The organism is Winogradskyella forsetii, from assembly GCF_013394595.1.
Taxonomy (GTDB): Bacteria; Bacteroidota; Bacteroidia; order Flavobacteriales; family Flavobacteriaceae; genus Winogradskyella; species Winogradskyella forsetii.
The window spans coordinates 2,260,347-2,275,928 of the sequence record NZ_CP053348.1 but is presented as its reverse complement, the minus strand read 5'-3'; the positions used below and the strand labels follow the sequence as shown (position 1 = coordinate 2,275,928).

The following is a 15,582-nucleotide window of genomic DNA, read 5'->3' as shown; positions in this document are numbered from 1 at the left end:
TAATTCGTAATCTGAGTTAAAATTTTAGAACCCATATATAGTACCTAAAGGCACTTTTTTAAACTGACTTGTATGTTTTACCAATATATTGTCCTTAACAGGACAAAATTTGTCGAAACTTGATTGTTTGATAAATGAATAATATACCTAATTTTTTTCCAATTTGATAACATAAAAAACCTGTCCCTTTTAGGGACAATATATGGGTAAAAAGCCGATAGCTTTTTTACCTCAATGCCTTTAGGTATTGCATATGGGTTAATAACTCATGGTCTACATTTAATAGACAAATTCATTTTTATTTCCTTATAAATTATTAAGAATAGCCCTTATAAAAAAACTATACCAAATGCTTTTCGTCAATTTCAATACTATAACTAGCCTCAAAAACAGCAGCAGCTTCAAGTTCCAAAATCCCTTCTTTAGTATCAATGTTTTGGTCAGTGTTTTCATGATCAGCAATACCCAACCAAGGTTCAATACAGACATAAGACGCATTTGGTTTGGCCCAAATTCCCAATTGTTTAAAATCTTCAAAATTGACGGCTAAGATTTTTCCGTTGGTTTTGTGTTTTAAATTGACGATTCTCGACTTTAAATCCTTGAAAATTAAAGCATCTTCATTAAATAAATCTGGACGTAAGTCAATCTTATTACCGTCTGTAAATACAGGTATCGTTTCATCAGTTAACAAACCAGTATTCATATTCAACACATAAGATGCGGTATTTTCAGGCTTCTCAAATTCTAAATAATAATCGGTGTAGTTCTCCTCTTTTGAAATCGGACAATTAAAAGCCGGATGACCGCCTAAAGAAAAATATAATGGTTTTTCATCTATATTGGTAACCGTATGATTAATGGTTAGTCTATTTTCTGAAAGTGTATAAGTATTGTTGAACTCGAATAAAAATGGGTACATCTCAAATAAGTCTTCATTTGAAACCAATGAAAAAGTGATACTCGACTCCGTCTGATTTTTAATTGTGAAATCATCGTTATGTCTTGCAAAACCATGTTTCGGCATGTGATAAGATTTGTTTTTGTAGATATAGCTGTCATCTTTCATACAACCAATAATAGGAAACAAATTTGGCGCATGACTTCCCCAAATCTCAGGATCAGCTTGCCACATAAATTCGGTTTTATTTTTTACGGAAGTGATATTACATAACTCAGCACCTTTAGATTTGATGTTGATTTGTAAGAGGTTGTTTTTTAAACTAGGCATTTTTATTAAAATTTACTGAAATATACAATTCTTCTCTTGTTTTATCCTGAAAGCTTACAAATACCTTACAAGTATTTAATTTATTTTTCGGAAAAATTAATATTTAAACCTACAAGGTTTTTGAAACCTTGCAGGTTAGAAGAAACAATTTAATTTCGGTAAATTGCAGCAATTATTTTTCTATTGAGAACAACACAAATCCATCAGCCTGAAAACCTTGAGAACTTTAAGCAAAATCTATTGCTTTGGAGTCAGCAATTTGATGATATTGTTTGGTTGGATTCTAACCATCACAAAGACCAATACAGTAATTATGATGCTATTTTAGCTGTAGATGCACTGATCGTTATACGTACCGATTATTTTGACGCCTTTGAGCGTTTAAAGGAATTTCAAACGGCAACAAACGATTGGATTTTTGGTTTTCTTACTTACGATTTAAAAAACAATACGGAACAGTTAAAATCTGAAAATTTAGATGAATTGGACTTTCCAGAATTGTATTTTTTTCAACCGAAGAAATTATTTTTAATAAAAGATAATCACGTTGAGATTCAATATCTAAAAATGGTAGATGATGAGATTGATAACGATTTAAAATCTATAGAAAAATGTTATAATGAGCGCAGGTCGCTGAGCGTGGACACACAGCGTAGTCGAAGCGAAGTCGAAGCGAGTCAAAGGAGCTCTGACTATATTAAAATTAAACTTAGAATCCACAAAGACGACTATTTTGAAAAGATAGCCAAAATGCTCGCCCACATCTACAGAGGCGACATTTACGAAGCTAATTTTTGTCAAGAGTTTTATGCGGAAAACAGCGAAATAAATCCTTTGGAAACTTTCAAAAAGTTAAATAATATTTCAAAACCACCATTTGCCAGTTTCTTAAAATTTGAAGATAAATACTTAATGTCTGCGTCGCCAGAACGCTACATTCAAAAAAATGGAAACACTGTAATTTCCCAACCGATTAAAGGAACTGCCAAACGATCAGAACATAAAACCGAAGATTTAAAATTGGCCGAAGATTTGGCAAATGATCCAAAAGAACGTAGCGAAAACATTATGATCGTCGATTTGGTGCGTAACGATTTAGCACATACCGCAAAAAAGGGAAGTGTTGAAGTAAAAGAATTGTGCAAAGTGTATTCCTTTTTGCAAGTCCACCAAATGATATCCACAATTCAATCTGAAGTCAAGGCTGAAACCAATCCCATAGACGTCATAAAAACGACATTCCCAATGGGCAGCATGACAGGTGCGCCAAAAATTTCAGCCATGAAAATTATTGAAGAACTTGAAGAAACCAAACGCGGTTTATATTCGGGTTCCGTGGGCTATTTTACGCCAAATGGCGATTTCGATTTCAATGTCATCATAAGAAGTATTCTTTATAATGAAACAAAAAAATATGTTTCGTACTCTGTCGGAAGCGCGATTACAGCAAAAAGCGATCCGCTTAAAGAATATGAGGAATGTTTGGTAAAGGCAAAGGCCATGCGAGAGGCTTTGGGGAATTAGTGTTCAGTCGCAGTGGCAGTTTTCAGTAGTTAGTCTTCAGCATAAAGTGTAAATTAAAAATAATAAGACTTTATTTTTAGCTCTATTTATTTAGAATACTTTACGCCTTTACGCCTTTACGCCTTTACGTCTCTGCAAGAAAAACCCTATTCAATGTGTCTTCTAAAAGTGCGCTTAACCTTTTCAAAAATAGCTTCAACCCGTTTCTGCTCGATCTTTTTAATCTTAGCAATAGACTCAAAATCCAACTTCCCAATAATATATAAATCCACAATATTAGAGACATTAAAAGGCAACCAATTATAAAGCTGACCGAATACCTTAGGAGATTGTTTTGAAGATAAATCCTTAACCTCAAAAGCTTTTAAAATTGAAGATTCCTTATTGGCATATAATTGCAAGGGTTCCATCTGATCTTGATGATAAGAAATATCATTGAGTTCCGTATTCAGAATAAAATCAAAATCGGCGTCAACCGTAAAGTCTTCGTTAAGTTTTGATAATTCCTTTTTGAGAATAGCGTCAGTGCTTATAGTATCTTTATGATAGGCTTCGTTTTTAAACAAGACATTCATATAACTATCCACAATTCTGAACAGTTCTAATTTTACAGCCATGGGCTCAGCATCCACATTAAACCCTTTATCATAAAGTATGATTATACTTTCATCGATGATTCCATTAGAGGAAAACATGTTTTTCGGCAAGATTCCTGTGGTTTCAGCAATATAAATTCTGTGTTTTACATAAGGATGTAAATGTGGTAGTGCAGAAAGCACCTTTTTATCAAAGGCGGTTCGTGCAGATTTCGATGTTAATTCTTCAAATACACTCATAACCTAATATTTTAAATTCCCTTAAAGTTAATCAAAAAGAAAATATGCTGTTATGATAATTGTCATTTTAACTTTATTGTTTAGTCGCAGTCCTCAGTCATCCGAATGTTAATTATCAGTTTATGAATTTGAATGAAGTTATTCTGTTATTTAGTCAATTTTGCCTCGGATTACTGTTGTTTCAATTACAAGCACGTTCATAGTTTTTCTCCATATTTTGCCTTGAATTTTGCAGGTGTTTTGCTTATAACTCATCTAGTCTATCTTCTCTGTGAATCTTCGTGTATTCTCCGTGAAACTTTGTGTAATTATTTTCAATACCTTTGAGAAGTGGAAGAAGACTTCAAAAATCATATCAATAAAAAGCTTTCAATTTTAAAAGACCGAAAATTGTTAATTGCCCTTTCGGGAGGCATTGATAGTGTTGTGCTTGCACATTTATGCCATTCATTACAGTTGAATTTTTCACTCGCCCATTGCAATTTTAATTTACGCGAAGAAGAAAGCAATAAAGACGAAGATTTTGTCCTAGAACTAGCCGATGAATTTGATGTCGAAATCTTTATCCAAAATTTTGATACCGAAGTTTATGCCAAAGCACACAAGCGTTCCATCCAAATGGCTGCACGCGAATTACGTTACGATTGGTTTAAGGAATTAGCAACGCAGTTAAAATTCGATTATATCTTAACAGCACATCACGCCGACGATAACCTCGAAACTTTTCTGATTAATTTTACAAGAGGGACAGGCTTAAATGGCTTAACGGGAATTCCGATGATAAATAACAACATTGTTAGACCTTTATTGCCATTCTCTAGAAATCAAATTGAAACTTTTGCAAAAAAAGAAAAAATCAATTGGCGCGAAGATTCTAGTAATTCTTCCAGAAAATATTTAAGGAATAAATTGCGTCATGAAGTGGTTCCAATTCTAAAAGAAATCAATCCAGAATTACTGAATAGTTTTAAAAACACTATCGATAATCTCAATGATACGGCAGAAATCGTCGAGAAAAGTCTAAATGATTTTAAGAAAAAAGTCATTGCAAAAATTGATGAATACGGCATAAGTTATAAGGTTTCAGAATTTAAAAATGTCAAGAATCCAAAGGCCTATCTATTTGAATGTTTTAAAAACTATGGATTTACAGAATGGAATGATGTTGAGGATTTATTAGATGCTCAATCTGGCAAGTTGGTAAAATCGAATTCGCATCGCTTAATAAAGCATCGTGAACATTTAATCTTGACGGATCTATGTCATTCAGAGCAAAGCGAAGAATCTCTATGGATTGATGAAAATCATTCAAAAGTAAATACACCTTTAGGAATTCTATTTTTTGATGAAGCCGATGCCATTAAGAAAACGTCAAACCATTCAATTTTTGTCGATAAAGAAAAATTAAAATATCCTTTAGAATTGCGACTTTGGAAAGCAGGAGATGTATTTCAACCTCTAGGAATGAAAGGCAAAAAGAAAGTCAGTAAATTTCTAAAAGATGAAAAATTATCTTTGGTTGAAAAAGAACATACATGGTTGCTAACCTCAAATAGTGAGGTGGTTTGGGTAGTTGGTAAGCGTGCTGATGATAGATTTAAAGTAACACCAGAAACCAAGGAAATTTTAAGAATTAAAATAGAACAGACATCTGAATAATTGACAAATTTAACCTCTCTGAGAAACATAGTGTGTACTCTGTAAATCTGTTCGTAATTACAGGAAATAGAAATTTAGTATTGGTGAAGAGTAAGAATTAGTGGTCATTAATGAAATTCGTGTCAAAAGAAAACCGTGTAAATCCGTGGTCAAAAACAACAAATAATTTGAAACTTAAAGGAAACATCATAGACATCCCAAACGGCAAAATCTTCAAAGGAGAGGTTACCATTGAAAATGGTAAAATTAAATCCATCGAAGAAAAGGAAAGCGAAGAAAACCATTTCATCTTACCAGGTTTTATAGATGCGCACATCCATATTGAAAGTACAATGTTAGTTCCAAGTGAATTTGCCAAAATTGCTGTAAAGCACGGAACGGTCGCTACAGTTTCCGACCCTCACGAAATCGCCAATGTCCTTGGTGTAAAAGGTGTTGAATTCATGATAGAAAACGGGAAACAAACCCCTTTCAAGTTTAATTTTGGAGCACCTTCTTGTGTGCCAGCCACAAGTTTTGAATCGGCAGGAGCTGAGATCGATTCAGACGCTATTAAAACTTTAATGGCAAATCCAGACATCAAGTATTTAGCCGAAATGATGAATTATCCAGGCGTTATTTATGATGATGCAGAAGTTCTTAAAAAACTAAAATGGGCAAAACACTACAATAAACCCATTGATGGTCATGCGCCTGGACTTCTTGGAGAGGATTTAAACAAATATATCTCAGCAGGCATTTCAACCGATCACGAATGTTTTACTTACGACGAAGGCTTAGAAAAACTTCAAAAAGGCATGAAAGTCATTATCAGAGAGGGTAGTGCTGCCAAAAATTTTGAAGCTTTAATCGGTTTGCTCGACGAGCATTTCCTAAATATGATGTTCTGTAGTGATGATAAACATCCAGATGATTTGTTGCTTGGTCACATTAATCAATTGTGTGCAAGAGCTGTCGCCAAAGGAGTTGATGTTTTTAAAGTATTGCGAGCAGCTTGTGTAAATCCTGTTAAGCATTATAATTTGGACGTTGGACTTTTAAATGTTGGAGATGATGCGGATTGTATAATTGTTGAAGATTTAAACGACTTTAAAACGCTTCAAACTTATATTAATGGAGCATTGGTCTTTGATAAGAGAGAATCAAAAATAGAGCATGTAGAATTTGAGAATTTGAATAATTTCAACACAGATAAAAAAGAAATTTCAGATTTCAGATTGGAGTCTCAGGCTGAAAAAATTCGAGTTATTGAATGTAAGGATGGCGAATTAGTGACAAACGAACTCATAGAAAATGCAACTATCGAAGATGGTAATTTAATTTCAAATACTAAAACCGATATTTTAAAAATGGCTGTGGTTAATCGGTATGAAAATCAAAAACCAGCCATAGGTTTCATCAAAAACATTGGATTAAAAGAAGGCGCCATTGCCAGTTCGGTTGGTCATGATTCGCATAATATTATTGCTGTTGGCGTCTCTGACGAAGCGATTTGTAAAGCGGTTAATCTCTTGATTGAAAATGAAGGTGGTATTTGCGCTATTAGTGATAATGAAGAAAAAGTGGTCGCACTTCCTATGGCAGGAATTATGAGCGACCAAAATGCCGAAACAATTGGCAGACAATATGCAGAATTGGATAAAATGGCCAAGCAACTAGGTAGCAAACTTCATGCACCATATATGAGTTTATCGTTTATGGCATTGTTGGTAATTCCTTCTTTAAAGCTTAGTGATAAAGGCTTATTTGATGGTGGGAAATTTAAGTTTACTTCCGTAGAAGTATTATAATATATTATTTTACATAGGCTCAAAATATTGACTACTAGATCTTTGTTTTGGTAAGGGTTTAGAGAAAATTAAAATAAATTTTAATAAAATTTTATAAGAAAAATAGATTGATTTAATCGGAAAGCTATAGATTGTGATTTCCAGTAAAAATATTATGAATTCAGCACAGTTACTATTCATCTAATACCATAGATCCAATAAAAAATGCCAATTTTAGAACCAACCTACAAACCGCCGTTCTGGGCAAAAAAAAGCTTTGTGTCCACTGTATTTTCAGGACTAGCCCGAAAAGTTGAAGGTGTAATCCAAACAAGGGAACGCATCACCTTACCAGATACCGACTTTTTGGATTTAGATTGGAGCTACGCAAAGCAAAAATCGAATAAAGTCATTATTCTATTACACGGACTCGAAGGCAATGCACAACGACCATACATCACAGGAACAGCGAAACTATTTAACGGTAATGGCATTGATGCTTGTGCCGTAAATTTTAGAGGGTGCAGTGGCGAACCTAATCTTTTATTCCGCAGTTATCATTCTGGTGCAACCGAAGATTTAGATGCGGTGGTAAAGCATATTTTATCAAAAAACATTTATGATGACATTTACATAAAAGGCATAAGTCTTGGAGCAAACATGGCTTTAAAATATGTAGGCGAAGGCAACGACATTCCAAATGAAATTAAAGCTGTTATTGCCATTTCCACACCGTGCAATTTAAAAGGGTCTTGCGACGAATTACTGAGTTTAAAAAACCGACATTATGCGATTCGTTTTTTAAATCATTTAAAAGATAAGTTGAAACCTAAATTAATTCAATATCCTAAAAATATATCAGTTACGGATTTTAACGCTATTAAAACTTTAATTGATTTTGACGACGTTTACACCGCAAAAGCACATGGTTTTGAGAGTGCTTTAGATTATTATGAGAAAGCGAGTTGTCTGCAATTCTTGCCTAATATTAAAGTGCCATCGTTAATTATTAACTCACTTAACGATTCCTTTTTATCTGCTGCATGTTATCCTGTAAAGGAAGCTAAGCATAATCCAAATCTGCATTTTGAAATGCCAAAGTATGGAGGACATGTTGGGTTCATCGATAAAGGAAATGTTTATTATAATGAACGGCGTGCTTTGGAGTTTGTGAGAAATGTTAAAAAGTGTTAATTTGGCGATTTTAAATTTACAGATATGAAGCAGTTTCACGTTATTGTTATTTTGGTTTTTTGTTTGCAATTTGGTTTTGGGCAGATTGGGTTTGAGGAAAATATTATAATTAACAATAATATAAATGAATTGCATTCTACATATATAGAGGATTTAGATGGTGATGGCGACATGGATATTATTTCTAATAACCGAAATGTCATTGGATGGCATGAGAACTTGGACAGTTCGGATAATTTTACTTCTTTGAAGGTAATTACAACGGAAGTTTCGAACCTTAGTAATGATATTTATAATTCCACCTCAGTGCATGCTAGTGATATTGATGGAGATGGCGATATTGATGTGTTATCTGCTTCTAGTGGAGTTAATAAAATTGCGTGGTACGAAAATATCGATGGTCAAGGAACATTCGGTGCTCAACAGATAATTACATTAAATGTTTTTGGTGCAAATTCAGTATACTCTGAGGATCTCGATAATGATGGTGATATGGATGTATTATCTGCATCATGGTTTGATGATAAAATTGCTTGGTATGAAAATATTGATGGCCAAGGAACTTTTGGTCCTCAGCAAATAATTTCTATTAATGCCGATTATGCTAATTCAGTATATGCTAAAGATATTGACGGAGATGGTGATATGGATGTATTATCCGCATCTGCAAATGATGATAAAATAGCTTGGTATGAAAATATTGATGGTTTAGGCAACTTTAGTTCAGAACAAATAATAGTCTCGAATTTTGGCTGGGCTTATTCAGTCTTTTCCGAAGATTTAGATGGTGATGGGGATCAGGATGTTTTGGCAACTTCGAGATATAGTGGTATAAAATGGTTTGAAAACCTTGATGGTAATGGTAACTTTGATGCTGGTCAAACTTTAGCCTCCTCTTCTTTTTCTTTTTCAGTAATTGCTAAAGATATAGATAGTGATGGAGATATGGATGTATTATGGTCAAATGATAGTGGGAGTAATAATGTCGGCTGGTGTGAAAACATTGATGGACAAGGCACGTTTAGTAATCAAGTTTTAATAAGCAACACTACTGGTGTTAGAAATGCATTTGCAGCAGATATGGATAGTGATGGATACGTAGATTTAGTCTCTGCTTCTATAGATGAAGATGTGATTGCATGGTATAAAAATATTGATGGACAAGGCAACTTTGGAGTTAGAATATTAATGCCAATAATTGTTGATAGTCCAAAATCCATTTACTCAACAGATATAGATGGTGATGGAGATATGGATGTGCTTTCTGCTTCCTTCAATGATGATAAAGTTGCATGGTTCGAAAACGTAAATGGAAGTTTTGATGGACAAAAAGTAATTTCTATCGATGTGGATGCTGCAGCTGCTGTTTATGCAGAAGATTTAGATGGTGACGGAGATGTTGATGTACTTTCTACGTCTCCAGGAAACAATGAAATAGTATGGTTTGAAAACATTGACGGGCAAGGTTTTTTTAGTTCTAAACAATTAGTTTCTAATGCCATAGATCCGTTATCTGTCTATGCCGATGATTTAGATAATGATGGGGATATGGATGTGTTGTCATTTTCGTTTAATAAGATAGTATGGTATGAAAACGTAAATGGTCTTGGAGATTTTGGGCTTCAACACGAAATTAGTGAAGAGGTTAGTGGTCCATCATCAGTTTATGCTATAGATATAGATAATGATGGAGATATGGATGTGTTATCGGCATCAAGATTCGATGATAAAATAGCATGGTATGAAAACACTAATGGAATGGGAGTTTTCGGACCTCAACAGGTAATTACTTCAAATTCGGTTAATGCATTATGCGTTTATGCAATAGATATTGATAATGATGGAGATATGGATGTGCTTTCGGCTTCATCAAACGATGATAAAATAGCATGGTATGAAAACATTGATGGATTAGGAAATTTCGGTGCACAGCAAGTAATCACCGTTGGAGCTGATTCTGCAGCATCAGTATATGCAGAAGATATTGATAATGATGGTGATTTTGATGTGATTTCTGCATCACAACTTGATGATAAAATAGCTTGGTTTGAAAATATAGATGGTGAAGGAACTTTTGGACCTCAACAGATAATTACTTCAAACGCCGATGGCACATTGTCAGTCTATGCAATAGATATAGATAATGACGGTGATATCGATATACTTTCTGCATCATTGAATGATAATACAATAGCTTGGCATGAAAATTTAGGGTATTTAGGAAACGAAATAAATGGAACAGTAAATATGGATTTGAATTCTGATGGCTGTGATAATAATGACATAGCATTAGAGAATCTAATTTTATCCTCAGATAATGGAATAAATGCTTTTTCTACAGTAACTCGACAATACGGTAATTATTACATATCAACGGATACGGGTGATTATATAACTACAATAATTAACTTACCTTCTTATTTTGATTCGAATCCCGTTTCTCATTCAACAAGTTTCATTGATATAGGAAATTCAGATGTAGCAAATTTTTGTATAGAACCCATAGGTGTTGCTAATGATTTAACTATTAGTGTATATTCGTCCTTCAACAACCCAAGACCAGGCTTCAACACCACATACCAATTAGTGTACAACAACATCGGCACAACCCAACTAAGTGGTTCTGTTTCGTTTGAGTTCAATGATTCAAAAATAAACTTCTTAAACGCAAGTGAAACCATAAGCTCACAATCAGCAAACTCATTAACCTTCAATTTCACAGACCTCAATCCTTTTGAAACGAGAACCATAGATTTAGAATTCAACGTATCTGCACCGCCAATCACAAACATTGATGATATACTTGTGGCAACAGCAACTGTAAATCCAGTTTCCGGAGACGAAACAGAAGAAGACAATGTATTCACTTTAGAGCAAACGGTCATAGGTTCCTACGATCCCAACGATATCGCAGTTTTAGAAGGCGAAGAAATCACTATTGAAGAAGCCGATAACTATTTACATTATCTAATTCGTTTTCAAAATACAGGTACTGCAAGTGCCATTAATGTGAGAGTTGAACATATATTGGATAGCAAACTAGATTGGACTACCATGCAATTGGAAAATTTAAGTCATACAGGTCGTGTGGAAATAACCGATGAAACTGATGTGAGTTTTATATTCAATAACATCAACTTACCAGATACCACAACAGACGAGCCTAACTCTCATGGTTATATCGCCTTCAAAATAAAACCAAAAAGCGATGTGGAAGTAGGTGACATTATCAGTGGCACAGCAGATATATTCTTCGATTTTAATCCGCCAATCACAACAAACACGGTAAACACAGAAATCGTTGCGCCATTGAGTATTGTTGAATTTAATGCACAATCCATTCAATTATTTCCAAATCCTGCAAAAGACCAACTAAAAATTACATCTCACAAGATTATGGATAAGTTAACGATAGTTGATATTAATGGGAGAGTGTTGAATGACATTCAATTATCTATTTCAGAATATACCTTGGATGTTTCAAGTTTAACCAAAGGTGTGTATTTCTTGGAAATACAATCTGGCGCTTCAAAATCAACTAAAAAATTCATTAAAAACTAGTCTGTTTATTCAGATATAAACGTTGCGCAAAAGAGTGCTTAAAATACAATAAGCACTCTTTTGCGTTATGAATATTTAACATGTTTTTTAGGCATAATTACTTATTTTTGCCCTAAAAATAATAGGTTATGAAAACAAATCTACCTTTAATTGCCGCGCTTTGCTGTGCACTTTTCACAACTGCTCAGGTTGAATTTACACCTAATATCGTTATAGATAGATCACTTTCTATTGAGTCTCCTTTCGATACGTTTGCGGCGGATTTGGATGGCGATGGCGATCTGGATTTATTAACTTCTACGTACAGTGGCGATAGACTTTTATGGTTAGAGAATTTAGATGGTACAGGCACTGATTTCACACAACACGATATTTCTACAGATATTGATAATCCGTGGAATGTTTCTGCAGCAGATTTAGATGGCGATGGCGATTTGGATGTGTTCGCTGCTGCTAGTGGTGGAGAGCATGTGATTTGGTATGAAAACACCGATGGCAGTGGAAATTTTGTATTAAAGCAATATATTTCTGCCTATGAGGTCAGAGCCGTTAGTGCGCACGATATTGATGGCGATGGAGATTTAGATATAGTTTGGTCTTCTACTACAGATGGTAAAATGAAATGGTCTAGGAATACAGACGGAATAGGCACCTTTGCTGGGACACTAAATGTTGAAAACAATGTATCGAGTATTCCAAACTTTCAGGTGGTAGATGTTGATGGTGATGGCGATTTGGATGTTGTTTCTGCTTGGAATATTGATGGTGGAACTAAAGGCGTTTCTTGGTACGAAAACGAAACTGGATCAGGATTGTTTAGCAGTAGAAAAACCATAGCATTGACCACAAATTCTATATCCTCAGTGCATGCAGGAGACTTAGATGGCGATGGTGACATAGATGTAGCAGCTGCTATTCAATCAGAAAATAAAGTGGTATGGTATGAGAATACAGATGGCTTGGGCACCTTTAGTGTTGAAAACGTATTATCAGATACAGTAGAGTCCGTAACAAAAGTGAGTATTGCTGATTTTGATGGTGATGGAAAATTGGATGTTATCGCAGCATCAATCAATGATAATGAAATTAACTGGTTTCAAAATATAGGTTCGGGTAATTTTACTAGTGAAATTTTTGTAGATACGTTTCTCGGTGGAGTACGCAGTCTAAGACCTGCGGATATTGATGGCGATGGAGATTTAGATTTTACAACTATAACCAGCAATGATAATAATATTAAATGGTACAACAATATAGACGGTCTTGGTAACTTTTCACCTTACACCATAACAAAGAATATTGATGGAGGTAAAACTGTATTTGCAGGTGATTTAGATGGTGATGGTGATAGTGATCTTCTTTCGGCATCACATTGGGACGATAAAATCGCTTGGTATGAGAATAAAGATGGCCAAGGGGATTTTGATGATACACAACTTATCATATCCGAAACTATTAATGGTGCAAGCGGAATTTTTGCAGCCGATATAGACGGTGATGGAGATAATGATGTCGTTGCAGCATCTTCCTTGGACAATTATATTGTTTGGTTCGAAAACACAGACGGTCTGGCTAATTTTGGATCTCCACAAACTATTGATGATGCTATGGATTCAGTATCAAAGGTATATGTTATAGATATTGATAATGATGGAGATATGGATGTTTTTGCCATAGGAAGAGGGAAAATTACGTGGTACGAAAACACGGATGCTTTAGGAGCTTTTATCAAATCTGAAATAGATTCCATTAACAATTTCACGATGTTCGCGTTGGATTTTGGGGATCTGGATAGTGACAATGATTTAGATTTGGCTGTGGCGTCCAATGCTGGTATCTTATATTATTTGAATCTGGATGGTCAAGGTGTTTTCGGGTCGAGACAACAGTTAGATGCTTCCTTTGATGGTCTTGGTGTTAAGATTGCCGATTTAAATAGTGACGGAAATAACGATATTATATTTACAGGTGATGTTTTATCTGGTACAGATTATGTGGCTTGGTTTCAAAATATCAATGGTGTGGGAACTTTTGGGACGGTTCAAAATATATCTACCATTGTCTCAAATTCACAAGACGTAGATGCTTACGACGTTGATAGCGATGGAGATATCGATGTGGTTTCGTCATCTTATGAAAGTTCGGGAGTTGGTATAATTGCATGGTATGAAAATACAAATGGGCTAGGCGATTTCAGTAATAGCCAACAAATTGTTGGAACAACAAACGGGAGTGCTTTTCAGTACGATCTTTTTATAGATGATATCAACCAAGATAATAACCTAGACATTGTTACTATAAACAATCTGAGCGACCAAATTATCTGGTACAACAATATGGGATCGACACTCGTCAATGAAATAAATGGGACTGTTCGTTTTGATTTGTTAGGTGATGGTTGTACTGTTACGGATGATTTGTTAAGTAGCATTATGGTGATTGCTTCAAGCGGAACCGCATCTCAAGCTGCTTTTACTCAAGAAAACGGACAATTCAGGATTTTTACTACAGAGGAAGGTGTTATTGATACGCAAATCACATCGCAATTACCCAATTACTATGTGTCAAGTCCAACTACGTTTCAATCTAATTTTATGGGTTTAGGAAATACAGATACTGTCGATTTCTGTATAGAACCCATAGCAGCTATCAATGATTTAAAGGTTAGTTTTTATCCAACGCTAAATGAACCAAGACCAGGTTTTGATACGAGGTATCGTATCGTTTATAAAAATAGTGGCACAACACAATTAAGCGGAACGATCACTTTTCAGTTCGATGGGTCAAAGATGAACTTTCTATCCGCCACAGAAACTGAAGCCTCCCAAACGACAACCACCGTCACCTTTAATTTTACCGACCTAAATCCTTTCGAAGTTAAAACCATAGATTTAGATTTTAATGTGTTTGCACCGCCAATCACAAACATTGATGATATACTTGTGGCAACAGCAACTGTAAATCCAGTTTCGGGAGACGAAACAGAAGAAGACAATGTATTCACTTTAGAGCAAACGGTCATAGGTTCCTACGATCCCAACGATATCACAGTATTAGAAGGCGAAGAAATCACTATTGAAGAAGCGGATAAATATCTACATTATCTAATTCGTTTTCAAAATACAGGAACCGCAAGTGCTATAAATGTAAGAGTTGAACATATTTTGGATGATAAACTCGATTGGACTACTATGCAATTGGAGAGTTTAAGTCATACAGGTCGCGTGGAAATAGTCGATGAAACTGATGTGAGTTTTATATTCAATAACATCAACTTAGCAGATAGCACAACAGACGAGCCTAACTCTCATGGTTATATCGCCTTCAAAATAAAACCAAAAAGCGATGTGGAAGTAGGCGATATTATCAGTGGCACAGCAGATATATTCTTTGATTTTAATCCGCCAATCACAACCAACACGGTGAACACAGAAATAGTTGAACCACTAAGCGTTGGTGAATTTAATGCGCAATCCATTCAATTATTTCCAAATCCTGCAAAAGACCAACTAAAAATTACATCTCAAAAGATCATTGATAAGTTAACGATAGTTGATATTAAAGGCAGAGTCTTGAATGACATTCAATTATCGAATTCAGAATATACCTTAGATGTTTCAACTTTAACCAAAGGTGTGTATTTCTTGGAAATACAATCTGGCGAATCAAAATCAACTAAAAAGTTTATAAAAAATTAAACTGTCATTCAGAGTATAGCGAAGAATCTCATATTAAGATAAACCTTTCAAGATCATATTTTGAAAGGTTTTTTGTTTTAAGAAAGATTTATCGATAAACGGAAGGTTTA

The 15,582-nt window shown here is 34.6% G+C and carries 8 protein-coding genes; 6 read left to right on the top strand and 2 right to left on the bottom strand.

Annotated elements, in window-relative coordinates:
- Positions 1 to 340 precede the first annotated feature (340 nt).
- The gene (locus tag HM987_RS09780) at positions 341 to 1,231 is read right to left on the bottom strand and encodes an aldose 1-epimerase family protein (protein WP_179007645.1); all 891 of its coding nucleotides are present in this window, start codon (positions 1,229 to 1,231) and stop codon (positions 341 to 343) included.
- 183 nt (positions 1,232 to 1,414) lie between these two features.
- On the opposite strand from HM987_RS09780, the gene HM987_RS09775 reads away from it, so the two are divergent.
- On the top strand, positions 1,415 to 2,755 hold the full coding sequence (locus HM987_RS09775) for an anthranilate synthase component I family protein (protein ID WP_179007643.1): 1,341 nt from the start codon (positions 1,415 to 1,417) through the stop codon (positions 2,753 to 2,755).
- Between the two features lie 146 nt (positions 2,756 to 2,901).
- Here HM987_RS09775 and HM987_RS09770 read toward each other — a convergent pair whose 3' ends face one another.
- Positions 2,902 to 3,591 carry a hypothetical protein gene (locus HM987_RS09770; protein ID WP_179007641.1) on the bottom strand — a complete coding sequence of 230 codons (690 nt, stop codon included), beginning with the start codon at positions 3,589 to 3,591 and terminating at the stop codon, positions 2,902 to 2,904.
- Positions 3,592 to 3,921: 330 nt separating this feature from the next.
- Between HM987_RS09770 and tilS the strand changes: the two genes are divergently transcribed.
- The 5 genes from tilS (at position 3,922) to HM987_RS09745 (ending at position 15,472) form a co-directional block, all read left to right on the top strand.
- The gene (gene tilS, locus HM987_RS09765; RefSeq protein WP_179007639.1) at positions 3,922 to 5,250 is read left to right on the top strand and encodes a tRNA lysidine(34) synthetase TilS; all 1,329 of its coding nucleotides are present in this window, start codon (positions 3,922 to 3,924) and stop codon (positions 5,248 to 5,250) included.
- A 167-nt stretch (positions 5,251 to 5,417) separates the two neighbouring features.
- The gene (gene ade, locus HM987_RS09760) at positions 5,418 to 7,040 is read left to right on the top strand and encodes an adenine deaminase (protein WP_179009977.1); all 1,623 of its coding nucleotides are present in this window, start codon (positions 5,418 to 5,420) and stop codon (positions 7,038 to 7,040) included.
- Positions 7,041 to 7,244: 204 nt separating this feature from the next.
- Positions 7,245 to 8,213: a YheT family hydrolase gene (locus HM987_RS09755; protein WP_179007637.1), complete on the top strand. Its 969-nt coding sequence runs from the start codon at positions 7,245 to 7,247 to the stop codon at positions 8,211 to 8,213.
- A gap of 24 nt (positions 8,214 to 8,237) precedes the next feature.
- Positions 8,238 to 11,774, top strand: a complete 3,537-nt coding sequence (locus HM987_RS09750) for a T9SS type A sorting domain-containing protein (protein WP_179007635.1) — start codon at positions 8,238 to 8,240, stop codon at positions 11,772 to 11,774.
- A gap of 128 nt (positions 11,775 to 11,902) precedes the next feature.
- A complete protein-coding gene (locus tag HM987_RS09745) occupies positions 11,903 to 15,472 on the top strand; it encodes a T9SS type A sorting domain-containing protein (RefSeq protein ID WP_179007633.1) in 3,570 nt (1,189 codons plus the stop codon).
- The last annotated feature ends 110 nt before the right edge of the window (positions 15,473 to 15,582 follow it).

Bases quoted from the DNA above. Each gene is read 5' to 3' on its own strand.
- HM987_RS09780 (WP_179007645.1), bottom strand. From the start codon at position 1,231: ATGCCTAGTTTAAAAAACAACCTCTTACAAATCAACATCAAATCTAAA.
- HM987_RS09745 (WP_179007633.1), top strand. From the start codon at position 11,903: ATGAAAACAAATCTACCTTTAATTGCCGCGCTTTGCTGTGCACTTTTC.
- HM987_RS09750 (WP_179007635.1), top strand. From the start codon at position 8,238: ATGAAGCAGTTTCACGTTATTGTTATTTTGGTTTTTTGTTTGCAATTT.
- HM987_RS09770 (WP_179007641.1), bottom strand. From the start codon at position 3,591: ATGAGTGTATTTGAAGAATTAACATCGAAATCTGCACGAACCGCCTTT.
- HM987_RS09755 (WP_179007637.1), top strand. From the start codon at position 7,245: ATGCCAATTTTAGAACCAACCTACAAACCGCCGTTCTGGGCAAAAAAA.